Raw genomic sequence first — 24966 nt, forward strand, 5'->3', positions numbered from 1 at the left:
CACGGATTTTGTAGTCGATTTGAATAATGAAAAAGGCTTGCCAGTTGGCAAGCCTTTTTCATTTGTAGTCATGCCTGAAATCGACTACAAAATCCGTGGAATCCGAAAAATCCGAGCGAATCCGTGGTCTTAGCGGTCCGCACACGCAATGGCCGCGATGCTGACCTCGGATGCGCCGGCCGCCAGTAGCACCGCGCCGCAGGCTTCGAGGGTAGCGCCGGTAGTGAGCACATCGTCGACAACGAGGATGCGACGACCGATAATCGACGCGGGGTTTTCTACTTCAAAGACGGTAGCTACGTTTTCCCAGCGCTGGGCGCGGTTCTTTTTGGTTTGGGTTTTGGTGTTGGTGGTGCGGCGCAGGGCAGTGTTAGCAGCCGGGATTTTTAAGCCATCGGCGAGGCCGGTGGCGAAGGCAGCAGCCTGGTTATAGCCGCGCTTGGCCAGCTTGCGCGGATGCAGCGGCACGGGGATGATAAGGTCGAAATCGGTAGCTAGGCCCGCCGCGTGCAGTTCGGCCCCGTAGAGCTGGCCAAGAGCAGTGCCCACGTCGCGCTGACCCTGGTACTTGAGTTCGTGGAGCAGGTGCTGCACCCGGCCGTGACGCACAAACCGCAGGTAGCTCAGGGCGTGGCGGATGGGCAGCTTGCCCCAGAAACGGCGGCCCAGCGGGTTCTGGTCAGGCGGCAGCCGGTGGAAGTCGGTATAGGGCAATTCGGCCCGGCAGCCGGTGCAGAGGTGGTTTTCGCCCGTCACGAGGGGCTCGCGGCAGGCCAGGCACAGGCGGGGGTAGATGAGGCCGAGGAAATCCTGCCACAGGGTGCGAAGCATGACGGTAGAGTGGGGGAAGGGTTTGGGAGTAATTTTGGAGAAGCAATGTAGCTGGAATTCGCCTGTCATGCAGAGCGCAGTGAAGCATCTTTACCGCTTCGTTGTTACGACTTGAGTTAGTACCTCAGTAAAGATGCTTCGCTGCGCTCTGCATGACAGGCTTCCCATTTCCCCTTCTCTGAAAATGTCCCAAGTAACCGAATTCAACGAGTACCGCCAGCGGATGAATGCCACCATCATGGCGGCTGATAACAAGGTCATCAAGCGGTTTTTCAACCTCGACACCAACACCTACGCGGCCGGCGCGCTCGACGTAAAAACCAAGGAAATGCTGGGCTTGGCCTGCTCCATGGTGCTGCGCTGCGATGATTGCATCAAGTACCACGTAGGCAAATGCTTCGACGAAAAGCTGACCGACGAGGAGATTTACGAGGTATTTGCCATTGCCAACATTATCGGCGGAAGCATCGTGATTCCGCACTTCCGCCGCGCGGTGGAATACTGGGAAATCCTGAAATCGGAAGCCGGCGCTACGGCCCACGATGGTGCCGCCCTGGCCGCCCACAAAGCCGAACACGACGGCCAGCCCCACGCATGAGCGAGGACCTGAACCACGCCGCCCCGGCTGAACACCCCGAGGCCGAAGCCGACTTCGACGCCCGCTGGGAAACCCTGATGGTGGAGATGGAGGAGCGTTTCGGCAAACGCCCCGACCTGAATGCGCTGCTGCTCCTCATCGGTATTCAGGAGCTGAACCAGGGCCTCACCACCTTCACCAAGGAGGAAAAGCAGGACCTGATGCACATTGCCACCTGCCGCCTCTTCAGCCTCAGCGGCCACTACGAGAAGACACACGTGGACGCCGACGGCTGGCCGCACTACAAACTGTTGCGCCCCGTGCCCTTCGCCAACCTGAAGGAGCAGGAGCGCATGCTGAAGTGGCACGTGCTGGAGTATTTCGCGCTGGACCCAGGAGATGAACTGTAAAGTAGCTTGGACTCTGTGAGTCCGAGCGTGAGCAAAGCGAGCATCAGGACCCGTGCACCGAATGCCCGCTACAACTCGCGCCCGGACTCGCAGAGTCCAGTTTACAAAAAAACCACCATGAAAATCGTTTCTTACAACGTGAACGGCCTGCGCTCGGCCCTGAGCAAGGGCCTGCTGAACTGGGTAGCCGAAGCCGCACCCGACGTACTGTGCCTCCAGGAAATCAAAGCCAGCCGCGAACCGATGGACGTGTCGGGCTTCGAAAAGCTGGGCTACCACACCTACCTGCACCCGGCCCGGAAACCGGGCTACAGCGGCGTAGCCATTTTCTCGAAAGTGGAGCCCAAAGCCGTGGTGCACGGCTGCGGCCAAAGTTGCTACGACGACGAAGGCCGCGTGCTGCGGCTGGATTTTGAAAATGTGTCGGTGCTGAACACCTACATGCCCTCGGGCACGAGCGGGCCGGAGCGGCAGGCATTTAAGATTGAGTGGCTGCATTTTTTCCGCGACTACGTGGCCAAGCTGCGGGCCGACGGGAAAACCCCGCCGCTGCTCATCGGCGGCGATTTCAACTGCTGCCAGACGGCCATCGACCTGCATAACCCCAAAGCCAACCAGAACAGCCCCGGCTACACGCCCGAGGAGCGCCAGTGGTTTGCCGATTTTCTGGGCGATGGGCTGGTAGACACTTTCCGCCACCATCACGGTGAGGCCACGGGGCACTACTCGTGGTGGAGCTACCGGGCCGGGTCACGCGGCCGCAACGTGGGCTGGCGCCTCGACCACTGGCTGGCCGACGCGGCGCTGCAACCGCGCCTGACCGGAGCGGGTCTGTTGCCTGATGTGGTGCATTCGGACCACTGCCCGGCCTGGGTGGAGGTGATGTAGCGTGGACTCTGCGAGTCCGCGCATGGGCGAACGACGTTTTCTACTATGCGCGGACTCGCAGAGCCCACGCTACAAACGAACCAAGCAGCCTGCTCCTGATGTATCTTTCCCGACTAAGACCTGATTTATGGCGATGCTGATGGAGCGCGGCGCTGCGGCGGCCGAGTACCCCGCCCTGGCGCGGGTACGAACGGAACTGGAGGCCTTCAAGCGCAAGTTTTACCTGAACCTGCTGGTGCGTGGATTGCTGGTGGCCGGCGGGCTGCTGCTCACGTTTTTTGTGGCCTTCAACGGGCTCGAATACTTCCTCTACCTGCCCACGGTGGTGCGGGCCGGGCTGCTGTTCGGCTTCATCGGCCTCACGATTTACAGTTTTGCACACTGGATTTGGACCCCGCTGGCGGCCCTTACTAACCTGCGCCGGCTGCTGAGCGACGAGCAGGCCGCCCGCCGCGTGGGCGAGATTTTCCCGGAAGTGCAGGACCGCCTGCTGAACGCCCTGCAGCTACAGGGCCAGGCCCGCGACAATGCCCTGATTGCGGCCAGTCTGGAGCAGCGCGCCGCGCAGTTTGGCCAGTATTCGTTTGCCGAAGGCATCAATATTCAGCAGCAGAGCAAGCCGCTGTGGAAGTACGCCGCCATTCCGGCGGCCGTGCTGCTGGCGTTGCTGGCGTTTTACCCTAGCTTTCTGGTGCAGGGCACCGAGCGCATCTGGCACTACAAGCGGGCGTATTCGCCGCCGGCACCGTTTCAGTTTTTGATTAAGAACCCAAAGCTGACGGCATTTCGGGGCGAGGATTTTACGCTGGACGTGGGCGTGGCGGGCGCGGCGTTGCCGGCCGATGTCAGCATTGTTTTCAACGAAGGCGAGCGGCGCTTGAGCAAGGTGGCTGGGCATGGCGACGAGTTCCGCTACACGTTTGAGCAGCCGCAGAGCGACGTCACGTTTCAGTTGAAAGGAGCGGGGTTTGCTTCGCCCGAATACCAGCTCACGGTGCTAGAACGGCCTAATCTGCGTGACTTTAAAGTCTATATTACCTATCCGCCCTACACCGGTAAAGCGACCGAAACCATCGAGAACGGCGGCAACCTGACGGTGCCCGAGGGCAGCACGGTGCGCTGGGAGTTCGCCACGGCTGCCACCGATGAGCTGGCGCTGGTATTTCAAAACCCTGATGAGACGTTGGCCGCTACCGGCGACGATGGCACCTTCACCGCCGAGCGGCGCATCATGCGCTCGCAGCCCTACCTGCTGCGTCTGAAAAATCCGGCCAGCCTCAACCGTGACCCGATTTCCTACCAGCTCACCGCCGTACCCGACTTGCCGCCCACGCTCACGCTGGAGGCATTCTCCGATACGGTGACGCGGCGTTTTCTGGCGCTGGGCGGTACCGTGCGCGACGACTACGGCCTGACGCGGCTGGAGCTGCACTACGCGCTGCGCCGCGCCGGGCAGGGCCCGAGTTCGGCTCCCAGCCGCGCGGGCGCTACGCCGCTGGGTCTGCCCCGCGAAAGCGCCGGCACTTACGCCTACACCTGGAACCTGGGCGCGCTGAATATGCAGCCCGGCGACCGCCTCGAATATTATGTGGAGGCTTGGGACAACGACGGCGTGCACGGCCCTAAAGCCACCCGCACGCGGCCGGCCGAATTCCGCCTGCCCAGCCGCCGCGAATTGCGGCAGGAGATGAATGCCCAGGCACAATCGGTGGCCAGTCAGATGAGCCAGGCCGCCAAGCAGAGCGAGAAGCTGGAGCGCGAATTGGCGAAGTCTCAGGACAAGCTAAAGACCAAGCGTGACCTGAGCTTCCAGGACCGCAAGCAGCTGGAAAACATGCTGGACGAGAAAAACCAGCTCAACCAGCAGATGGAGCAGATGCAGAAGATGTTCGAGCAGCTACAGCAGAAGCAGGACCAGCTCAGCCCCAAAAGCGAGGAGCTGGCTAAGAAGGCCGAGGAGCTGAAAAAGCTGATGGCTGACCTACTCGACCCCGAAACCAAGAAGCTCTACGAGAAGCTGCGCAAGCTGCTGGAGGAGCAGAAAATGCCCGACGCCGAGATGCAAAAGCTGCTGCAGCAGCTTGAGAACAAGGAAGACACCTTGCAGAAGGAGCTCGACCGCGCCCTCGAAATGTTCAAGCAGATGCAGCTGGAGCAGAAGGCCGAGGAAACTGCCAACAAGCTCGATGAGCTGGCCAAGCAGGAAGACAAGCTGGCCGAAAAAACGGCCCAGAACGACAAGGAAAACCCTGATAATAAGTTGTCGAACCAAGAGCAGAAAGCCAAGCAGGAAGAGCTCAAAAAAGAGCAGGCTGAGAACCAAAAGGAGTTCGAAGACCTGAAAAAGGAACTGCAGGACCTGAAGCAGATGGACAAGGAGCTCGGCGACCAGAACGGCATGGACGAGCAGAAGCCTGACCAGGAGCAGACCGACCAGGACATGCAGGAAAGCCAGCAGAGCCTGAGCAAAAACCAGAACAAAAAGGCCGCCGGCCAGCAGAAAAGTGCCGCCTCCCGCATGAAGAAAATGGCGCAGAAAATGCGCGACCAGATGAGCGAGGAGGAGAGCGACCAAGCCCAGCAGAACATCGACGACCTGCGCGACATCCTGGACAACCTCCTGACGTTGAGCTTCGACCAGGAGCAGCTGATGAAGGATTTCCGCAAAGTAGACCAGTCCGACCCGCGCTTCGTGCAGCTGGGCCAGACCCAGCGCAAGCTGCGCGACGATGCCAAAATCATTCAGGACTCGCTCTATGCGCTGGCCAAGAAAGAGCCCAAAATTCAGAGCTTCGTAACCCGCGAGGTAGGCGAGATGAACGGCCGAATGGACGAGTCGCTCACCCACATTCAGCAGCGCGACCTCGGCCGGGCCACGGCCACCGAGCAGCAGGCCATGACTAGCATGAACAACCTGGCCCTAATGCTGCAAAGCTCCCTCGACCAGATGCAACAGGAGGCGCAGTCGGGCAAAGGCCAGCCCAAGGACGGCCAGGGTAAGCCCGGCAAGAAAAAAGGCAAGGGCAAAGGGCAGGGCCAGGGCAGCAAGCCCGGCCCCGGCAACATGGGCAAGATGCAGCAGCAGCTCAACGAGCAGATTCAGCAGCTCTCGAAGTCGGGCAAATCGGGCCGCGAAATGTCGCAGGAGTTGGCCAAGCTGGCCGGCCAGCAGCAGATGCTACGCCAGGCCATGCAGCAGCTCGACAAATTGCAGCAGGGCGGCAAGCCCGGCGGCTCGCAGGGCCAGGGCGGCGGCCAGCCCGGCCAGGGGCAAAGCAAGGACGGAAAAGACGGCAAGGAAGGCAGCCAGAACGGCAAGGATGGCAAAGGCGACCAGGGCGGCGGCGGCACCGGCGACATCAAGAAAATGATGGAGCAGACCGAAACCGACCTCGTGAACAAGCGCCTCACCGAGGAAACGATGATGCGCCAGCAGCAAATCCTCACCCGCCTGCTGGAGGTAGAGAAATCGGCCCGCGAACGCGACCAGGACACCAAGCGCGAAGCCCAAGCCGCTCAGTACAAACCCCCGGTCTTTCCGCCGGCCTTCGACAAATACAAGGTTAGCAAGGAACGCCAGACCGAATTATTACGTAGTACACCCCCGAACCTGACCCCGTATTACCAACGCGAAGTGGGCGAGTACTTCCAGAAAATAAAATAATCCGAACGACTTCCCATCCATGCGGGCCGTCGTTTCGTTAACCAATTAGTGTACTGTTAGAACCAAGCATTTGAGGATAGCAGAAATTGTTGCGGCGCTTTGCCGTTAAAAGACTATTTTTGCCGCCCCAAACTCGCTGCCGTCCTTCCCATCAAACCACCTTATGAAGCAGGTAAAAATTCAGATTCCGTCGCTCGTTGAGAATATCCGCGTCGTTGAGAGCTTCATCGATAATTCGAAGGATACCTTTCAGATTGAGGACGATATCTACGGCAATATCATGGTGGCCGTGACCGAAGCGGTGAATAACGCCATTCGCCACGGCAACAAGTTCGACAAAGACAAGAACGTCTACCTGTCGCTCTACGTGGAGCCCCAGCAGCTTAAGTTTGAGATTGAGGACGAAGGCACGGGCTTTAACTACGACAACTTGGACGACCCCACGGCGCCCGAAAACCTGGAGAATCCGGGTGGTCGCGGCATTTTCCTCATCCGCCACCTGGCCGATGAAGTGGAGTTCAGCAAGGAGGGCCGCTGCCTGCTGCTGACCTTCCAGCTAGCCCCCACGCCCGCCGACGAAGCCACCACCGCCGACCACCTCGCCGCCTAAAGCTGCCTGATTCCGCATGAACAGCACCCCGCCGATGGGCCCGCCCCATCACGAAAACTTCCCTCCCGGCGAGCTGCACCACGAGGCCCCCGGCATCGAGTTCATGGTGGAAGACGCGCCCGATTTTGAGCTTTCCGACGCCGAAGAGCTGTTGGGGTGGATTGAGCGCGTGGCCAAGGTGCACGAGCACCGCATCGTGCAGCTCACGTACATTTTCTGCTCCGACGACTACCTGCACCGCCTCAACGTCGAGTACCTCGACCACGACACGCTGACGGACGTCATCACCTTCGACAACTCTGACGACGCCGACATTCTCGAAGGCGACATCTTCATCAGCGTTGAGCGCGTGCGCGACAATGCCAAGGACCTCGGCATCCCGTTCCGCGACGAGCTGCACCGCGTGATGATTCATGGCGTGCTGCACCTGCTCGGCTACCACGACAAAGACCTGCTGAGCCAGACGGCCATGCGCGCCAAGGAAGATTATTGCCTGGCGATGCGCGAATTCTAAGCCGGCATTTTTCCTCCATAAAATTATCCAGCGCCCGCTTCATGCGGGCGTTGGCATTTGTGAACCGGGCCGGCCCCAGCAGCCGCGCCACCGTTGCCCGCCCCGCGATATGGCCGCCTCTTCTTCTGCCGATTTCCCCATCATTCGGGGCGATGCCCTGGATTTTTACCTCGCGCAAGGCTACTACCGGATGCAGCAGGACCTGTTCACCTGCCAGTTCGTGCCCTTTGATGGCAGCCTCTATACTGCGCACTGGCTGCGCATCGACTTGGCGCGCGTGGAGTGGGGCTCCGAGCAGCGCCGGTTGCTGCGCCGCAATGCCCGTTTCAAGGCCAGTATCCGGACCTTCTGCCTCACCGACGAGTACGAGGAACTGTATGCCCGCTACCGCGCCGCCATCACCTTTGATGCCGCGCCCACCATTGCGGCTGTGCTTCTCGGCGAGTCCACGCACAACGTTTTTAACACCCAAATCATCGAGCTGCGCGACGAGGGCCGTCTTATCGCCGCTGGCATTCTCGATTACGGCGAGCGCACCCTGGCCGGCATCCTCAATTTTTACGACCCCACTTACCACCGCCACAGCCTCGGCAAGTACCTGCTGCTGCTGAAAACCGACTACGCCCGCCGCCAGCGCCTCGACTATTATTACCCCGGTTACCTGGTGCACAATTACCCCAAGTTCGATTATAAGCTCTTTGCCTGCGCTGCTGCTACGGAGGTATTCGACAGCATCAGCGGGCAGTGGCTGCCGTTTTCCTGGGAGGCGGTGCAGGCTAATTCGGCCGAGCTTTTTGCGGAGTGGCTGCCGGAAGATTTGCAGGGCAACATTTAGCCTCAAATTCTGAAAGCGGCAAGCGGTTTCACGTGAAACTGGCGGCTGGGGCCGAATTGCGTAATTTTGTAGGAACGCATCGCGGCGCGTTCGTCGTTACCCGATTTATTATTATCCGTTTTGCCAGCGCGGCACCTCCCGCGCACCCTGGCGTGTTCCTACGATTATGTTTCAAACTTCCGAATACGACGTCATTGTAGTGGGCGCGGGCCACGCCGGCTGCGAAGCCGCCGCCGCCGCCGCCAACCTCGGCTCGAAAGTGCTGCTGGTGACGATGAACATGAACACCATCGCCCAGATGTCGTGCAACCCCGCTATGGGCGGCGTGGCCAAGGGCCAGATTGTGCGCGAAATCGACGCGCTAGGCGGCCAGTCGGGCATCATCACCGACCAGACCATGATTCAGTTTCGAATGCTGAACCGCTCGAAAGGCCCCGCCATGTGGAGCCCGCGCGCGCAGAGCGACCGCATGCGCTTCGCCGAAGCCTGGCGCCTGACCCTGGAAGGCATAGCAAACGTGGATTTCTGGCAGGAAGCCGTGACCGGCATCGTGGTGGAAAACGACACGGTGGTGGGCGTGAAAACAGCCCTCGGCATCGAGTTTCGGGGCAAGTCGGTGGTGCTGACGAATGGTACCTTCCTGAACGGCCTCATCCACATCGGCGAGAAGAATTTTGGCGGCGGCCGGGCAGCCGAGAAAGGTAGCCGCGGCATTACGGAGCAGCTAGTGGAGTTGGGCTTTGAAGCCGGCCGCATGAAAACAGGCACCCCGCCCCGCGTGGATGGCCGCAGCCTCGACTACTCCAAAATGGAAGCCCAGGGCGGCGACGAGGTGCCGAGTAAGTTCTCCTACCTCGACACGCCGCGCCTGACGCAGCAGCGGCCGTGCTACATCACCTACACCAACGAGCGGGTGCACGACATCCTGCGCGAGGGCTTCGAGAAGTCGCCCATGTTCCAAGGCCGCATCAAGGGCCTGGGACCGCGCTACTGCCCCTCGGTGGAGGACAAAATCAACCGCTTCGCCGATAAGGACCGCCACCAGATTTTTGTGGAACCCGAAGGTTGGAGCACCGTGGAATGCTACATCAACGGCTTCAGCAGCTCGCTGCCGGAGGATGTGCAGTACCGTGCCCTGCGCGAAATCGCGGGTTTCGAGAATGCCAAGATGTTCCGTCCCGGCTACGCCATTGAGTACGACTTTTTCCCGCCCACCCAGCTGGCGCTCACGCTCGAAACCAAGCTGATTGCCGGGCTGTATTTCGCGGGCCAGATTAATGGCACCACCGGCTATGAGGAGGCCGCCTGCCAGGGCCTGATGGCCGGCATCAACGCGCACAACAAAGTGCACGGCAAGGCGCCGTTCGTACTCAAAAGGAGCGAGGCTTACATCGGCGTGCTCATCGACGACTTGGTGAACAAAGGGACGGATGAGCCCTACCGCATGTTCACTAGCCGCGCCGAGCACCGCATTCTACTGCGCCAGGATAACGCTGATTTGCGCCTCACGCCGCTGGGCCACGAGTTGGGCCTTGCTTCTGATGAGCGCCTGGAGCGCGTGCGGATGAAGGAAGCGCAGACGGCCGAAATTGGCACGCTATTCCAGAAATTCGCCATCGAACCGGCCGAAATCAATCCGCTCATGGTGGAGTTGGGCTCGGCTGAAATCCACGAAAAAACCCGCGCCGTAAACTTATTGCGCCGTCCCAACGTGGAGCTGGCCGACCTGCGCCGCGCCCTGCCCGCGCTGGATGAGGCTCTGGCGGCATTTGATGTTGAAGCGTTGGAGCAGGCCATCATCAACATCAAGTACGAAACCTATCTGCAGAAGGAGCAGCAGCAGGCCGAGCGCATGCAGGAGCTGGAAAACTTCGTGATTCAGGGCCGGCTCGACTACCGCGCCATGCCCGCCCTCTCGCACGAGGCCCGCGAAAAGCTGCTCAAGATTCAGCCCGAAACCATTGGGCAGGCCTCGCGCATCAGCGGCATCTCGCCGGCCGATGTATCGGTGCTGATGGTGTATTTGGGGCGGTAGGAAGTAGCGCGGACTTTGTAGTCCGCGAGTGGCCCAATTGCTCTCGTGGACTACAAAGTCCGCGCTACGTAAAATTTGCGAACTTTGCCCAGCAACGAAATGAACCGTGCCGCACCTGTGCCGGCCGGTTTTTGCCTTTACAAGTATCCGTGTCCTACGAACGAATTGATAATTGCCCGGTTTGCGGCAAAACCGACTTTAAGAACAAGCTGGTGGTGGAAGACCGGACGGTGAGCCACGAAAGCTTCGCCATCGTGCAATGCGCGGCGTGCAGCTTTCAGTTCACCAACCCGCGGCCGAACGAGGCCGAAATTGGCAAGTATTACGAGTCCGACGCCTACGTGTCGCACAACAGCGCCGCCCAGGGCTTCGTGAACCAGGCCTACAAAGTGGCGCGTTTTTTCACCATGCGCCGCAAGGTGAGTTTGCTGAATAAGCTAGCGCCGCGCCGGGGCAAACTGCTGGATTACGGCTGTGGCACGGGTCATTTCCTGGCGGCAGCCAAGTCGGCCGGCTGGCAGGTAGCTGGTCTCGAGCCCAACGCCCGCGCCCGCGATGAAGCCAGTCAGCGCCTCGGCCAGCCGATAGGGCAGGAGAGCTTGGCCCAGTTTCAGCCCGGCACGTTCGATGCCATTACGCTCTGGCACGTTTTGGAGCATGTGCATACCCTCAACGAAACGCTGGCCCAGCTGGTGGCGCTGCTGAAGCCCGACGGCGTGCTGCTCATTGCTGTGCCCAATGTGGAAAGCCTCGACGCCCAGCACTACCGCGAGCTGTGGGCCGCCTACGACGTGCCCCGCCACCTCTACCATTTCGCGCCCAAAACCATGGCCCAGCTGCTCAAAAAGCACAAGCTGACCGTCCGCCAGACGCTGCCCATGCCGCTCGATGCCTACTACGTGAGCATGCTCAGCGAGAAGCACCGCAACGAGCGCGCCGGCGGCTTGCTGACGGTGCTAAAGGCCGGTTACAAGTCGAATGCTTACGCGGAGGAGCACGACGGGCAATATTCCAGCCTGCTGTACGTGGCCGGGCGGCGCACTCCGGCCGGGGCCTGATGCGGCCGGCGGCACTGTGGCGGCTACTCGTAGCGGCGGGCCTGCTGGCCACCGCCGCCCGTGCCCAAACCGTGCCCACGCCGCTGCCCGATTCCATCAAAAAGCCACCGCCGACCTTTGTGGCCGATACCGCCCGGCGCGTCGTGGTCGTTAGCACCACCGAGCCGACCACTGAGGTGACGCGCCGCACGGGGCTGCGCATCGGGGCGGCCATTGTTGTTCTTACGCTCACCACGCTGCTGTTGTATAATGTCCGTTCGCGCTGAATTGCTGGCTTTGCTGGCGCTGGTTGCCTTGCTTGAAAGCTGCGCCGCCGTGGCCCCGCCCCTGGGCGGCCCGCGCGACCGCATCCCGCCGCGCCGCATCAGCAGCTCGCCCGACAGCGCGGCCCGCAACGTGAAGCAGCAATTCGTGCGGCTCAATTTCTCGGAGCCCGTCGTGACCAAGGAACTGAGCAAAAACCTGCTCATCACGCCCCAGCTGCCCGAAGACAACCCTTATAAGCTGCGCGAAGACCGCAACTCCATCACCCTGCTCTTCGATAAGCCGCTCGACCCGAACACCACCTACAGCTTCAATTTCCGTGATGCTGTGGTGGACATCACCGAAGCCCTGCCGGCCAAAAATGCCTACCTCACCTTCAGCACCGGGGCCGTGCTCGATTCGGGCAAGGTGCGCGGCACCCTCACCGATATACTCACGGGCAAAACCGTGGAGGGCTCCAGCATCGGCCTGTACCGCGAAGGCGACACGCTGGGCGTGCGCAAAGGCCGCCCGTACTACACCGTGCTCACCGACAAAGCCGGGAAATTCAGCCTGAATTTTCTCAAAGCCGGCACCTACAAACTCTACGCCGTGGCCGACAAAAACAACAACGGCCACTACGACGAAGGCGAGAAAATTGCCTACCTGCCCACGTCCATTACCATTGAGGGCAGCACCGGCAAAGACATCGCCCTCGTGCTCACCCAGCCCGATAAACGCCCCCCGCTGATTACTTCGCGCACCCCCAGCCCCACGCAGCTGCGCCTCAGCCTGAGCGAAGGCGTGCGCACGGCCACGCTGGTAGCGCTGGATAGCAAAGCTGCTCCGGCCGTCGTAGCCGAAGCCGTGCAGCTGGCCGACCGGGGCCGCTCCGTAGTGCTGTACAAAACCCCGGAAGTAGGCGATGGCCGCTACGTCCTCACTGCCACCGACAGCACCGGCAACGTGGGCCACGACACCCTGCAAGTCAAATTCCCGGTGCCGGCCGCCGCCAAAAAAGCCCCCGCGCCGTCGCTCTACACCGTGGAAGGCGGTGCCCGCAACGTGTTTCCCGAGGGCCAGGTAAAATTTCAGTTTTCGGTGCCCGTGCGCATTGCCAAAGACCGGCCGTTTGGCACCCTGGTGGAAGATTCGGTGAAGCGCCGCCCCTTGCGCCTGCCCGCCGACGGCGTGCTCAGCGCCGACCGCACCGAGCTGGCCGTACGCTTCAATTCCAAAGCCAAAAAAAGGCTCGAAATCCTGCTCGACAGCACGGCCATCACCGCCATCACCGCCCAAAACCTGCGCCTGAAGCCCCTGCGCCTCGGTATCAGCGAGCAGGACGTTTCGACCAGCCTCTCGGGCACCATCACCACCAAGGAGAAGAGCTTCGAGCTTCAATTACTCAACGAGAAGTTTGAAGTGGTGGCCAGCCTGCTTTCGCCCAAGGGCAGCTACCTATTCTCGGACATGGCCCCCGGCACCTACCGCCTGCGTGTGCTCATCGACACCGACGGCGACGGCCGCTGGCGCGGCGGCGACTCCAACCTGCTGCTGGTGCCCGAGCCCGTGTACCTCGACCCCAAGCCCCAGCAGGTCCGCGCCGGCTTCGACATCGTGGAACCGCTGAAATTTTAGTCGTTCTCACATCTTTTCCTTTTGCGGCGCAGCTGCCAGCCCGGCGGCTGCGCTTTTTTTCGTTCCTTGTCTTGCTTCAGCTGCTGGCTGAGAAGGTGGAGGGGCTACCCATTACTGCCCCAAGCGAGGGTTACGGCCGGTTTAGCCTGGCTCCGGACTTCGCTACGACTTCCGTTTCCTACTGCCTGAAAACATCCGAAACACCCCTGCTTGTCCACATTAGTGGATAACTAAACGCTTTTTCCAGTTACTGAGCGCATTTTTTAGGCACAATCCACCGGTTTTCCACCGGTTTTTCCACATTGATTCCGCAACGGGGATGATTTCGGGGATAACCTGGGGGAAACGCTGCGGCAGCACGGGGATAAGTGGAGTAGAAGTTTTTTTGGCTGGTAGGCTGCCCGCACAGGGCGAATCGAGCGGGGATAACCGTGGATAACTTTCCACGGGGAAAACGCCTTCCCACACCGTCATTTTTCAGGGGATAATAAAAATGTGGAAACGCAGTGGATATGTTGAAAATCCGCGCAACACGTTTATAATCAATACTATATTTTCCACAATGCCGGTGTATAGCCCGTGGATAAAACCAGTATTACCCCCACGTTATCCCCAGCGTGGATAACCTCGCCGGCTTTTCCACTTATCAACCGACCTAATGAGTGGAAACAAAAAAAGTTTTTTAGAAAAAAATTTAATCAAAATTTAAAAGTGGGGAAAAGTCTGGGGGAAAGGTTTGACCTTTTGAAAAGGCCAGGCTAAAAAATTGGGAACCCAATCGCCGGACTTTTTGAAAAGCGGCTTTCCGGTTTTTGCGCGAGTCCGTATGGGTTATGCACATTGTTCAAACACCTACCAAACCTTTGATTCAGGTTTCCCATGCCGTTCGATTACACCCTCGATTTCCACTCCGTCGATTTCCGCCAGCACCCCGAGCTGTACCGCGTGGGCCGGGGCGAGCAGGGCGTGCTGCTGGTGCAGCCCTACAAGGCCGAAATCCTGCCCCACTGGCGCTTCAAAGACGCGGCGGCAGCCCGGGAGTCATCCGAAACGATTTACGGCCTGTTTGAGGCTTATTTGAAGGCCCACGATTTTGTGGGGGCCGACATGGCCCGCAAATTCATCCAGATGGGCTTCACCCGCGCCCGGCGCTACGCCAACCACGTCGGCGGCAAAAAATACGCCGGCCCCGTGCCCGATGACAAAAAAGGCCAGAGCGGCGCGCACGGCCGGCTCGAATTGCCCCGCAATCCCCACCCCGATGTGGATAAGGTGGAAGCCGCCGCCATTTTCAAGCGCAAGTGGGACGAGGCCAAAGCCAACCCGGAATACCTGCGGCAGAAGGAAGCGTTTATTGAGAAATACGGAAAATGAGTTTTTAGTGATTAGTGGTTAACGGTTAATGATTAATGGCACGCCAAGACTGTGCCTGTCACCGAAATTCAGCGGCAGCAACAAAAAATCACTAACCGTTAACCACTAATCACTAACCACTAAAACCTACCTTTGCTTACTACCCTTCACCCCAACCGCATGAGCACTCCCCAACCCTCCAGCATCGAGGAAAACGAAATTATTCTGGGCACCGGCATGGGCCCGCTGCGCTTCGGCGCCACCATGGACGAAGTCCGCACCCTCGTGGGCGAGCCCGAGGAAATTGAAGAGTCGGACGACGACGACGACTTCGAGCACCAGGCTTGGAACTACCACGAGGAAGACTACCTGCTCTCGCTCTACTTCGACCGCGAGGACGATTTCCGCCTGAGCTGCATCGAAACCGACAACCCCAACATGCGCCTCTACGGCGAGGCCATCTACGGCCTGAGCGTGGACCAGGTGAAGGCCCTCATGGAGCGCCACGGCCAGGCCACGCCCGAGCTGGAAACCATGGAAGAAGGCGCTATTCGCCTGTCCTACGAAAAGTCGATGATTGACTTATACTTTGAAGAAGGCGAGCTGCAGTTCGTCAATTTCGGGGTGTTCATCAACGACGACATGGAGGTGCAGTGGCCGAAATAATTCGGTCTTATCCACATTTGACAGCATTTAGCCTGTGGATAAGTGGATAAGTTGGTAAAAACAACTGCTTTATCGGCCGATTTTGGGGTTTCACCGAAAACACCAGCAGCCTGGACAGTTAAAACACAAAAAAGGCGACCCTGAATTTTCAGGGTCGCCTTTTTTGTGTTTTAACTGGTTGATGCTTATTATCCCAACACGGCCCGGAACAGCAGGAAGAGCAGGCCCGATAGCACCATCGTAACCGGCAGGGTGAGCACCCAAGCCAGGGCAATGTTGCGCACCATACCGGGGTTGATATTCTTCACGCCGCGGCTGGCCACCATGCTGCCCGCGATGGACGAGGTGAGGACGTGCGTGGTGGATGAGGGCAGGTTGAGCCAGGTGCTGGCCCCAATCATGGCGGCGGCCACCAGCTCCGAGCTCGCGCCCTGCGCGTAGCTGAGGTGTTCCTTGCCGATGCGCTCGCCGATGGTTTTCACGATGCGCTGCCAGCCTATCATGGTGCCGCAGGCCAGCGAGAGGCTCACCATCAGCAGCACCCACCAGGGGGCGTAGTCGGTGAATTTTTTCATCTCCGTGGAGGCTTCGTCGTAGCTCTTGCGGTCGGCCGTGCTCAAGCTCACTTTCTCGGAGCCAAGGAGCTTTTTGGCGCGGTTGGTAAGCAGCAGCACATCGCGGCGGATTTCAAAGCGTGTTTGCTGGGGCAGTTGCTTGATGTCGGTTTTGCCGGCGAAAATGCGGTCAAGGTCGGCCGTTTTCTCCTGGATTTCAGTCAGGCTCTTCTGGTCGTTGGGGCTGAGGTCGGCGCGGTTTACGCGGCTGATGACGTACTCCACTTTGCCCAGCGACTCGCGCAGGTCGAGCGGATTTTTGCTTTCATCGAGGGCGAAGCGGAAGGGCACGATGCCAATCAGAATCAGCATGACCAGGCCCACGCCTTTCTGGCCGTCATTCGAGCCGTGGAAAAAGCTCACCAGCGTGCAGGTGGTGATGAGCAGCAGCCGAATCCAGAGGGGTGGGGGCTTGCGCTTGTGCGGCTCCTTGAAGATGGCCTTGCTGGGCGAAAAACGCTTAAACAGGAACATCATGCCGATGGTGAGCGCAAAGCCCAGCAGCGGGCCTACCAGCAGGGCAATGCCCGTTTCGCCGGCTTTGGACCAGTTCACGGCCGTGCCGCGCGACTCGGGCAGCATGGAGTAGGCAATGCCAACCCCCAGAATCGACCCAATCAGGGCGTGCGAGCTCGAAGCCGGAATGCCGTAGTACCAGGTGCCGATGTTCCAGATGATGGCGGCCAGAATGAGCGCGCCCACCATGGCAATGCCGTGGTACACGTTGGCGTCCACGAGGCTTTCGACGGGCAGCAGGTACACAATGCCCATGGCCACGCCAATGCCGCCGGCAAACACGCCGATGAAGTTCCAGAAAGCTGACCACACCACGGCCACCCAGGGCCGCAGCGCGTTGGTGTAAATAACGGTGGCCACGGCGTTGGCCGTGTCGTGGAAGCCATTCACGAACTCGAACGCGCAGGCGGCCAGCAGGCACACGCCGAGGAGCAGAAGCACGTGAGGTTCTAAACCAAACATAAAGAGGGGGTTGGTGGGTATTTAGGTTGAATCATGCGTCAAAGGTAGGGAGGTAGCTTACAGACGCTATGTTACCGAATTGTGACGCCAGGGCGATTCCGTGAAGCAGGAGTGAATTTCGCGCCTTCTACGCAGAAGTTTCAGCTTGCGCCGTACCGGCCTACTTTTGTGGGTATGAACCCAGCAATCGAAACCACCCAGCTTAAGGATATCGTGGCCCACGCCAAGGAATACGGCTTCGTATTTCAGTCATCGGAAATCTACGACGGCCTGGCCGCCGTGTACGACTACGGCCCCAACGGCGTGGAATTGAAGAATAACCTCAAGCGCCTGTGGTGGGACGCCATGACCCAGCTGCACGGCAACGTGGTGGGCATCGACGCGGCCATTTTCATGGACCCGCGCACCTGGGAGGCCAGCGGCCACATTGCCGGCTTCAACGACCCGCTCATTGACAACCTCGACAGCAAAAAGCGCTACCGCGCCGACGTGCTGCTCGAAGAAAAAGCTGCCGAGTACGAAAACGCCGGCAACCCCGAACGCGGTGCTGCCCTCACCGCCGAAATGGGCCGCCTGCTCACGGCCAATGACCTGGCCGGCGTGCGCCAGCTCATCATCGACGAGAAAATTAAGTGCCCCATCTCGGGCACCGGCAACTGGACCGAGGTGCGCCAGTTCAACCTGATGTTCTCCACCCAGGGCTCGGCCGTGGACTCGGAAGCGCCGCCCGTGTACCTGCGCCCCGAAACGGCCCAGGGCATTTTCGTGAACTTCCTGAACGTGCAGAAATCGGCCCGAATGAAGATTCCCTTCGGCATTGCGCAAATCGGCAAGGCCTTCCGGAACGAGATTGTGGCCCGGCAGTTCATCTTCCGCATGCGGGAGTTTGAGCAGATGGAGATGCAATTCTTCGTACGCCCCGGCACCGAAGGCGAGTGGTACGACACTTGGAAAGCCTCGCGCCGCAAGTTCCACGAGGCGCTGGGCCTGCCGGCCGAAAAGCTGCGCTACCACGACCACGACAAGCTGGCCCACTACGCCAAAGCCGCCGTGGACATCGAGTACGAATTCCCTTTCGGCTTCAAGGAAATGGAGGGCATCCACTCGCGCGGCGACTTCGACCTGACCCAGCACCAGAACCTGAGCCGCAAAAAGCAGCAGTATTTCGACGCCGACATTGACCCCGCCACCGGCAAGGCCTACGGCAACTACGTGCCCTTCGTGGTAGAAACCTCAGTGGGCGCTGACCGCCTGTTCCTAGCCACGCTCTGCAACGCCTACCAAGAGGAAACCATTACGGAAGGGGAGGGCGAAGCCCAGCAGACCAAGACCCGCACGTTCCTGAAGCTGCACCCCGCCGTGGCCCCGGTGAAAGCCGCCATCTTCCCGCTGGTGCGCAAAGACGGCATGCCCGAGAAGGCCCAGGAAATCTTCGACGCGCTGAAGTTCGACTTCCGCCTCGTGCTGGAGGAGCGTGATGCCATCGGCAAGCGCTATACTCGTCAGGACCTTATCGGCACGCCCTTCTGCATTGTGGTCGATGGCCAGACGCTGGAAGACGAAACCGTGACTGTGCGCCACCGCGACTCGCGCGAGCAAACTCGCATGCCGATTTCGGAGCTGCGCGCCTACATCGGCGAGGCAGTGAGCTTCCGCCGCATTTTCGAGCAGCTGTAGTAGTTCACCCGTCATTGCGAGTGGAGCGAAACGCGGCAATCCGTCCTCTCAAAGCCAAGCACTTTCTAATGTGACAAAGCCCCGGTACTGCGCAGTGCCGGGGCCTTTTGTTTGGCTTCATCACGTCTCAAAGCTGGTCACATTCAGAGGACGGATTGCCGCGCTTCACTGCGTTCCGCTCGCAATGACAAACGCGCGCCCGGCCTTGGCGTAACTTTGCCTCTTTACAAGGATTTTATGTGGGAAAAATTAGCCGTCTTCATCATCCGATTCCGCTTGTCGCTGGTAGCGGTGCTGGCCGTTATCACCGTCTTCATGGCTTACAAAGCCAAGGACGTGGAAATGACATACGACTTTGCCCAGGTGGTAAGCGAAAAGGACCCGGATATGCTCTATTTCAAGCAGTTCAAGCGGACGTTTGGGGAAGACGGCAATGTGTTGGTTATCGGCCTGCAGGACAGCTCCATCTACAAGCTGGGCAATTTTAACGAGTTCCGGCAGCTGACCGACACGCTGGCTAAAGTGCAGGGCGTGAACGGCGTGTTGAGCGTGAGCAAGCTGCTCAACATCAGCAAGGACACGACGAATAACAGTTTCAAAGCCGCGCCCATTTTTAAAGCGCCGCCGCGCTCGCAGAAGGAACTGGATAGCCTGATGCGCGTGGTCAACAGCGTGGAGTTCTACAAAGGCCAGCTCATCAGCCCGAACACCGGGGCCACGCTGCTGGCCCTCACCATGGACCCGAAATACCTGAACTCCTCGAAGCGGCAGGCGGTGATGAACAACATTCTGGGCTTTGCGGCGCAGTTTGAGAAGAAAACTAGCATCAAGCTGCACTACGCGGGCCTGCCTTACGTGCGCTCCACGATGACGAGCAAAGTAGCCGGGGAGATGAAGTTCTTCACTATCCTGGCCATGATTGTGACCGGCATTACGCTGCTGGTGTTCTTCCGCACATGGTCGGCGGTGCTGTTTCCGCTCATCGTGGTGGGCGTCACCGTCATCTGGTGCATTGGCTCGATTGTGCTGTTGGGCTTCAAAATCAACCTGCTCACGGGCCTGATTCCCAGTATTATCATCGTTATCGGCATCCCGAACTGCACCTACCTGCTCTCGCGCTACCACTACGACTACCGAAAATCGGGTAACCAGATGCTGGCCATGACGCGGGTAATCCGCAAAATCGGCCTCGTCACGCTGATGAATAACACGACCACCGCCGTGGGCTTCATCGTGTTTGCCTTCACCGACATTGCCATTCTCTACCAGTTTGGCCTGGTGGCCACCATCAACATTTTCGCGGCCTTCATCATCAGCTTCATCCTGATTCCGGCTGCCTTCACCTACCTGCCGCCGCCCACGCCCAAGCAGCTGGAGCACCTCGATGCCGCGCCGCTTACCAAGCTGCTGGAGTTCTTCGACCACCTCGTGCTCGACCGCCGGCCGACCGTCTACATCGCCGCGCTGGTGCTGGTGGCCGGCGCTGCCATCGGCATCTCGCGCATCGAAGCCGTGTCGTACATGGTGGATGACTTGCCCAAGAAAAGCTCCGTCAACTCCGATTTGGCCTTTTTCGAAAGCCACTTCAACGGCGTGATGCCGCTGGAATTTGAGGTCGATACCCACAAGAAAAAAGGACTCTTCAAGCTGAAGAATCTGGAGAAAATCGACCAGTTCGAGAAGTACCTGCGGACCCAGCCGGAACTGTCGCCGCCCGTGAGCTTGGTTACCTTCCTCAAGGCCAGCACTCAGGCATTCTACAACGGCAACCCGTCGTTCTACCGCCTGCCCGACAACTCGGAAAAGAACTTCATTTTGAGTGCTTTGGCCAACTCCGGCGGCTCCGCTGGTGGGGCGGGCATGAATAGCAAGCTGCTGCATTCCTTCATGGACAGCACCAGCCAGAAGGCCCGTATTAGCCTGAAAATCGCGGACATAGGTTCCCAGAACCTGGACACGCTGATGAACACGAAAATCATCCCGGAGATGAATCGCATCTTCAAAGGGACGGGCATGGACATTCGCCCCACGGGCACGACCATCATCTTCACCAAGGGCAACGAGTACGTCATTCACACCCTGCGCGACAGCCTGTTCATGGCCTTCGGGCTGGTGGGCTTGGTCGTGCTCATCCTCTTCCGCTCATTCAAAACGGTGCTATTTGCCCTTATCCCCAATGCCGTCACGCTTATCCTCACGGCTGGCATTATGGGCTATTTCAACATCGCGCTCAAGCCCAGCACGGCCCTGATTTTCGTGATTGCGCTGGGAATTGATGGGGATAACTCTATCCATTTGCTGGCCAAATTCCGCCAGGAAATGGCGTTGAACGGCGGCCGGGTGCGCGAAGCCGTATCGGTGACGCTGAGCGAGGCGGGCACCAGCATGATATACACGAGCATCGTGTTGTTCGTGGGTTTCAGCATCTTCGCCTTCAGCGAATTTGGCGGTACCAAGGCGCTGGGAATGCTAATGTCGGCGTCGCTGTTGATAACCAACTTCTCCAACCTGATACTGCTGCCCTCGCTGCTCGTGACGTTTGAGCACGGCAAGGGCGACACGGATACCAACGCCCTCATTCGCCACTACGACGAGTCGTACCACGAGGAGGACGATGATGCCGACCTAAACCTGAAAGAAATGCACAAAGCCTCCGATTACGAAGGCGATTACTCGATTTAACCCCACCCCCGGCCCCTCCCCGGTGGGGAGGGGTGCGTTCAACGACTCTTTATTATTTCAACGACTCTGCGTCTGGCACCCCTCCCCACCGGGGAGGGGCCGGGGGTGGGGTTGAACAGCGAACAATGAAATACCCCGAATACAAGCAGCCGCTCAACTACGGCCAGCTCGGCGAAGACATCCTCGCCTGGTGGAAGGAGCACGGCATCTTTGAAAAGAGCGTGAGCAGCCGCGAAGGCCAGCCCACGTTCGTGTTTTACGAAGGCCCCCCGTCGGCCAACGGCGCGCCCGGCATCCACCACGTGATGGCGCGCACGGTGAAGGACATCTTCGGCCGCTACCAGACGCTGCTGGGCAAACAAGTGCCCCGCAAAGGCGGCTGGGACACCCACGGCCTGCCCATCGAACTACAGGTGGAGAAGGAGCTGGGCATCACGAAGGAGGACATCGGCAAGAAAATCAGCGTGGAGGACTACAACCAGCGCTGCAAGGAAACCGTCATGCGCTTCAAGGCGCAGTGGGACGACCTGACCGAGAAAATGGGCTACTGGGTCGACCTCAACGACCCCTACGTGACCTTCGAGCCGGAGTACATCGAAAGCTGCTGGGCGCTGCTCAAGAAGCTCTACGACAAAGGCTTGCTCTACAAGGGCTACACCATTCAGCCGTATTCGCCGGCCGCCGGCACCGGCCTGTCGTCGCACGAGCTGAACCAGCCTGGCACCTACAAGGACGTGAAGGACACGACCGTGGTGGCGCAGTTCAAGGTTCAGAGAAATTCTGGAAAACCGGAAACGCAAAGCAGAATTTTTCCGGAGTCAAATACTGAAACGTTCATCTTGGCATGGACGACGACACCGTGGACGTTGCCAGCCAATACAGGCTTAGCTGTTGGCAAAAACATCCGTTACCTGCTTGTTCAGACTTACAATCAGTACACGTTTGAGAAAGTCAATGTCATCCTAGCTGCGCAACTCTTCACCAAGTATTTTGCTAAAAGTGAGGAATATGCAGGACCTCCCAATCCAGGAAGCTATACCGATATTGACGGTTTAACTTCAACCGTAATTGATGGAATGGGATATAAGCTTCTGCCTGACTCTCTAGATGAGAAGCAGCAAAAGCAACTGATTCAAAAAGGTAAAATCAGCTACTGGAGTGTCTTAAGTGACTTCTCTGGCGCTGACCTCATCGACATCAAGTACGAGCGGCTGTTCGATTTCACGCCGTTTGAAGGCGAGGAGCGGGCTTTTCGCGTCATCAATGGCGACTTCGTGACCACGGAGGACGGCACGGGCATCGTGCACATCTCGCCCACGTTTGGCGCCGATGACTTCCGGGCCGCGCAGCTGGCCGACATCCCGGCGCTGATGGTGCCGGATGCCGAAGGCACGCTCGGCCCCATCGTGGACCGGACGGGCCGCTACGTGCCCCAAATGGGCGAGTTTGCGGGCCGCTGGGTGAAAAACTACGACGGCCACGACGAAACCGGCGCCGACTATAAAACGCTGGACGAGAGCATCGTTATCAAAATGAAGGGCGACGGCACGGCCTTCAAAGTAGAGAAGTACGAGCACACCTACCCGCACTGCTGGCGCACCGACAAGCCCGTGCTCTACTACCCGCTCGATTCCTGGTTCATCAAGACCACGGCGGTGAAGGACCGACTCATCGAGCTCAACAAAACCATCAACTGGAAGCCCGAAAGCACCGGCACCGGCCGTTTCGGCAACTGGCTGGAAAACCTGGTAGACTGGAACTTAAGCCGCTCGCGCTACTGGGGCACGCCGCTGCCCATCTGGCGCACCCAGGACCGGACGGAGGAAATCTGCATCGGCAGCATCGCCGAGCTGAAGGCGGAGATTGACAAGGCTGTGGCGGCCGAAATCATGACCCACAACCCCTACGCCAACGGCGAAAAAGTGGACCTGCACCGGCCCTACGTGGACGATATTTTCCTCGTCTCGCCCACCGGCCAGCCCATGTACCGCGAGCCCGACCTCATCGACGTGTGGTTCGACAGCGGCGCCATGCCCTACGCGCAGTGGCACTACCCGCTCGAAAACGAGGGCCAGTTCCAGAAGAATTTCCCCGCCGATTTCATTGCCGAAGGCGTGGACCAAACGCGCGGCTGGTTCTTCACGCTGCACGCCCTGGGCGTGATGCTGGAAGATTCCGTGGCCTTCAAGAATGTGATTGCCAACGGCTTGGTGCTCGATAAGAACGGCAACAAAATGAGCAAGCGCCTCGGCAACGCCGTCGACCCGTTTGCCACCATCAAGCAGTTTGGCCCCGATGCCACCCGCTGGTACATGATTGCCAACGCGCCACCGTGGGACAACCTCAAGTTCGACCCCGCCGGCGTGACCGAGGTGCAGCGCCGTTTCTTCGGCACGCTCTTCAATACGTACTCGTTCTATGCACTTTACGCGAACCTGGACGAGTTTCAGACCAGCGAATTCGACCGCGTGCCGCACGCCGAATTGAGCGAGCTGGACCGCTGGGTGCTGAGCAAGCTGCAGTCGCTGATTGTGGAAGCGCGCGGGCACCTCGACAACTACGACCCCACGAAGGCCGCCCGCGCCATCCAGGATTTCGTGACCGACCAGCTCTCGAACTGGTACGTGCGCCTCTCGCGCCGCCGTTTCTGGAAAGGCGAACTGACTCAGGATAAGCGTGCTGCCTTCGAAACCCTGCAGGAATGCCTGGTGGTGGTAGCGCAGCTGATGTCGCCCATCGCGCCCTTCTTCGGCGAGTGGCTGTACAAGAACATGACCGACGGCATGCGCGCCGAGGCCGTGGCCAAAAACACACCCCTGGCCCCGGAATCGGTGCATCTGACGCTGCTGGTGGAAGCCGACACGGCCCGCATCGACCCGAAGCTGGAGGAGCGCATGGAATTGGCCCAGCGCATCAGTTCGCTGGCCCACTCGCTGCGCAAAAAGTCGGTGCTGAAGGTGCGGCAGCCCCTGCAGCGCATCCTGGTGCCGGTGCTGAACGACTCGACCAAGGAGCAAGTTGGCCTCGTGGAGGACCTGATTTGCGCCGAAATCAACGTGAAGCACATCGAATTCCTCGACGACGAGAGCGAAAGCGGCGTGCTGGTGAAGTCGGTAAAGCCCAATTTCAAGCGCCTTGGCCAGCAATATGGCCCGCGCCTGAAGGCCGTGGGTGCCCGCATTCAGCAGATGACGGCGGCCGAAATCTCGAAGCTGGAGAAGGAGGGAAGCCTCGCCGTAGAGGTCGATGGCCAGCCCATCACCCTGGCCCCCGACGATGTGGAAATCCGCACCGACGACCTGCCCGGCTGGCTCGTGGCCACCGACGGCCCCCTCACCGTGGCCCTCGACGTGACCCTGACCGACGAGCTGCGCCAGGAAGGCCTCGCCCGCGAGCTGGTGAACCGCCTGCAGAACCTGCGCAAAGACTCGGGCCTGGAAGTGCAGGATAAAATCCGCGTCACGTTGGCAGACCAGCAGCCCGAGCTTACGGCCGCCGTGGCCGCGTTCGGCGACTACATCCGCACCGAAACGCAGGCCCTCGCCCTCACCTTCGCGGCCGATGTGAACGGCGGCTCAGTGCTCGAATTTGATGACTACTCCGTGCCGGTCTTTTTGGAGGTCGCAACTGCCTGATGCTGAACGACTCGCCGGGAGGTGAAATCCCCGGCGAGTCCTCGTCCGCACAAACAGT

General features: G+C 59.5%; 18 protein-coding genes. 16 read left to right on the forward strand and 2 right to left on the reverse strand.

Translation table 11 applies throughout. The features are described 5' to 3' along the window. Nucleotides 1–129: 129 nt before the first annotated feature. The gene (locus tag ACYVM5_RS09860; protein ID WP_460617954.1) at nucleotides 130–831 is read right to left on the reverse strand and encodes a ComF family protein; all 702 of its coding nucleotides are present in this window, start codon (nucleotides 829–831) and stop codon (nucleotides 130–132) included. A gap of 184 nt (nucleotides 832–1015) precedes the next feature. Between ACYVM5_RS09860 and ACYVM5_RS09865 the strand changes: the two genes are divergently transcribed. The 13 genes from ACYVM5_RS09865 to ACYVM5_RS09925 all read left to right on the forward strand — a co-directional run bounded on the left by ACYVM5_RS09865 (nucleotide 1016) and on the right by ACYVM5_RS09925 (nucleotide 15322). Beyond that, on the forward strand, nucleotides 1016–1429 hold the full coding sequence (locus tag ACYVM5_RS09865; protein ID WP_460617955.1) for a carboxymuconolactone decarboxylase family protein: 414 nt from the start codon (nucleotides 1016–1018) through the stop codon (nucleotides 1427–1429). Beyond that, a complete protein-coding gene (locus ACYVM5_RS09870; protein WP_460617956.1) occupies nucleotides 1426–1818 on the forward strand; it encodes a hypothetical protein in 393 nt (130 codons plus the stop codon). The genes ACYVM5_RS09865 and ACYVM5_RS09870 overlap by 4 nt, the downstream gene beginning before the upstream one ends. A 117-nt stretch (nucleotides 1819–1935) precedes the next feature. After that, nucleotides 1936–2706 (forward strand): exodeoxyribonuclease III, encoded by a 771-nt coding sequence (locus ACYVM5_RS09875; protein WP_460617957.1) that lies wholly within the window; start codon nucleotides 1936–1938, stop codon nucleotides 2704–2706. A gap of 127 nt (nucleotides 2707–2833) precedes the next feature. Continuing rightward, a complete protein-coding gene (locus ACYVM5_RS09880) occupies nucleotides 2834–6370 on the forward strand; it encodes a DUF4175 family protein (protein ID WP_460617958.1) in 3537 nt (1178 codons plus the stop codon). Nucleotides 6371–6533: 163 nt separating this feature from the next. Next, a complete protein-coding gene (locus ACYVM5_RS09885) occupies nucleotides 6534–6980 on the forward strand; it encodes an ATP-binding protein (RefSeq protein ID WP_460617959.1) in 447 nt (148 codons plus the stop codon). A 16-nt stretch (nucleotides 6981–6996) separates the two neighbouring features. After that, nucleotides 6997–7494, forward strand: a complete 498-nt coding sequence (ybeY, locus tag ACYVM5_RS09890; protein WP_460617960.1) for an rRNA maturation RNAse YbeY — start codon at nucleotides 6997–6999, stop codon at nucleotides 7492–7494. 109 nt (nucleotides 7495–7603) lie between these two features. Further along, nucleotides 7604–8329: a GNAT family N-acetyltransferase gene (locus tag ACYVM5_RS09895; RefSeq protein WP_460617961.1), complete on the forward strand. Its 726-nt coding sequence runs from the start codon at nucleotides 7604–7606 to the stop codon at nucleotides 8327–8329. A 166-nt stretch (nucleotides 8330–8495) separates the two neighbouring features. Continuing rightward, nucleotides 8496–10364 (forward strand): tRNA uridine-5-carboxymethylaminomethyl modification enzyme MnmG/GidA, encoded by a 1869-nt coding sequence (mnmG, locus tag ACYVM5_RS09900; RefSeq protein ID WP_460617962.1) that lies wholly within the window; start codon nucleotides 8496–8498, stop codon nucleotides 10362–10364. Between the two features lie 149 nt (nucleotides 10365–10513). Then, nucleotides 10514–11422, forward strand: coding sequence for a class I SAM-dependent methyltransferase (locus tag ACYVM5_RS09905; protein WP_460617963.1), 909 nt, complete (start codon nucleotides 10514–10516; stop codon nucleotides 11420–11422). Next, entirely contained in the window at nucleotides 11422–11688 is a 267-nt protein-coding gene (locus tag ACYVM5_RS09910; RefSeq protein ID WP_460617964.1) for a hypothetical protein, read from the forward strand. The genes ACYVM5_RS09905 and ACYVM5_RS09910 overlap by 1 nt, the downstream gene beginning before the upstream one ends. Beyond that, nucleotides 11672–13303, forward strand: coding sequence for an Ig-like domain-containing protein (locus ACYVM5_RS09915; RefSeq protein ID WP_460617965.1), 1632 nt, complete (start codon nucleotides 11672–11674; stop codon nucleotides 13301–13303). The genes ACYVM5_RS09910 and ACYVM5_RS09915 overlap by 17 nt, the downstream gene beginning before the upstream one ends. Before the next feature lie 879 nt (nucleotides 13304–14182). Continuing rightward, complete coding sequence (locus tag ACYVM5_RS09920; RefSeq protein ID WP_460617966.1) at nucleotides 14183–14677, forward strand: DUF4385 domain-containing protein; 495 nt, start codon at nucleotides 14183–14185, stop codon at nucleotides 14675–14677. Nucleotides 14678–14836: 159 nt separating this feature from the next. Continuing rightward, nucleotides 14837–15322, forward strand: a complete 486-nt coding sequence (locus ACYVM5_RS09925) for a hypothetical protein (protein ID WP_342296067.1) — start codon at nucleotides 14837–14839, stop codon at nucleotides 15320–15322. A gap of 188 nt (nucleotides 15323–15510) precedes the next feature. Here ACYVM5_RS09925 and ACYVM5_RS09930 read toward each other — a convergent pair whose 3' ends face one another. After that, nucleotides 15511–16914 (reverse strand): inorganic phosphate transporter, encoded by a 1404-nt coding sequence (locus tag ACYVM5_RS09930; protein ID WP_460617967.1) that lies wholly within the window; start codon nucleotides 16912–16914, stop codon nucleotides 15511–15513. 174 nt (nucleotides 16915–17088) lie between these two features. On the opposite strand from ACYVM5_RS09930, the gene ACYVM5_RS09935 reads away from it, so the two are divergent. From ACYVM5_RS09935 to ileS, 3 genes are all read left to right on the forward strand, one after another. Continuing rightward, nucleotides 17089–18591, forward strand: coding sequence for a glycine--tRNA ligase (locus tag ACYVM5_RS09935; RefSeq protein ID WP_460617968.1), 1503 nt, complete (start codon nucleotides 17089–17091; stop codon nucleotides 18589–18591). Between the two features lie 237 nt (nucleotides 18592–18828). After that, nucleotides 18829–21273 carry an efflux RND transporter permease subunit gene (locus tag ACYVM5_RS09940; protein WP_460617969.1) on the forward strand — a complete coding sequence of 815 codons (2445 nt, stop codon included), beginning with the start codon at nucleotides 18829–18831 and terminating at the stop codon, nucleotides 21271–21273. Between the two features lie 125 nt (nucleotides 21274–21398). After that, nucleotides 21399–24908 carry an isoleucine--tRNA ligase gene (ileS, locus tag ACYVM5_RS09945; protein WP_460617970.1) on the forward strand — a complete coding sequence of 1170 codons (3510 nt, stop codon included), beginning with the start codon at nucleotides 21399–21401 and terminating at the stop codon, nucleotides 24906–24908. Nucleotides 24909–24966: the final 58 nt, after the last annotated feature.

This window comes from Hymenobacter ruber (assembly GCF_054783255.1).

Bases quoted from the DNA above. Each gene is read 5' to 3' on its own strand.
- ACYVM5_RS09860 (WP_460617954.1), bottom strand. From the start codon at position 831: ATGCTTCGCACCCTGTGGCAGGATTTCCTCGGCCTCATCTACCCCCGC.
- ACYVM5_RS09865 (WP_460617955.1), top strand. From the start codon at position 1,016: ATGTCCCAAGTAACCGAATTCAACGAGTACCGCCAGCGGATGAATGCC.
- ACYVM5_RS09870 (WP_460617956.1), top strand. From the start codon at position 1,426: ATGAGCGAGGACCTGAACCACGCCGCCCCGGCTGAACACCCCGAGGCC.
- ACYVM5_RS09875 (WP_460617957.1), top strand. From the start codon at position 1,936: ATGAAAATCGTTTCTTACAACGTGAACGGCCTGCGCTCGGCCCTGAGC.
- ACYVM5_RS09880 (WP_460617958.1), top strand. From the start codon at position 2,834: ATGGCGATGCTGATGGAGCGCGGCGCTGCGGCGGCCGAGTACCCCGCC.
- ACYVM5_RS09885 (WP_460617959.1), top strand. From the start codon at position 6,534: ATGAAGCAGGTAAAAATTCAGATTCCGTCGCTCGTTGAGAATATCCGC.
- ybeY (WP_460617960.1), top strand. From the start codon at position 6,997: ATGAACAGCACCCCGCCGATGGGCCCGCCCCATCACGAAAACTTCCCT.
- ACYVM5_RS09895 (WP_460617961.1), top strand. From the start codon at position 7,604: ATGGCCGCCTCTTCTTCTGCCGATTTCCCCATCATTCGGGGCGATGCC.
- mnmG (WP_460617962.1), top strand. From the start codon at position 8,496: ATGTTTCAAACTTCCGAATACGACGTCATTGTAGTGGGCGCGGGCCAC.
- ACYVM5_RS09910 (WP_460617964.1), top strand. From the start codon at position 11,422: ATGCGGCCGGCGGCACTGTGGCGGCTACTCGTAGCGGCGGGCCTGCTG.
- ACYVM5_RS09915 (WP_460617965.1), top strand. From the start codon at position 11,672: ATGTCCGTTCGCGCTGAATTGCTGGCTTTGCTGGCGCTGGTTGCCTTG.
- ACYVM5_RS09920 (WP_460617966.1), top strand. From the start codon at position 14,183: ATGCCGTTCGATTACACCCTCGATTTCCACTCCGTCGATTTCCGCCAG.
- ACYVM5_RS09925 (WP_342296067.1), top strand. From the start codon at position 14,837: ATGAGCACTCCCCAACCCTCCAGCATCGAGGAAAACGAAATTATTCTG.
- ACYVM5_RS09930 (WP_460617967.1), bottom strand. From the start codon at position 16,914: ATGTTTGGTTTAGAACCTCACGTGCTTCTGCTCCTCGGCGTGTGCCTG.
- ACYVM5_RS09935 (WP_460617968.1), top strand. From the start codon at position 17,089: ATGAACCCAGCAATCGAAACCACCCAGCTTAAGGATATCGTGGCCCAC.
- ACYVM5_RS09940 (WP_460617969.1), top strand. From the start codon at position 18,829: ATGTGGGAAAAATTAGCCGTCTTCATCATCCGATTCCGCTTGTCGCTG.
- ileS (WP_460617970.1), top strand. From the start codon at position 21,399: ATGAAATACCCCGAATACAAGCAGCCGCTCAACTACGGCCAGCTCGGC.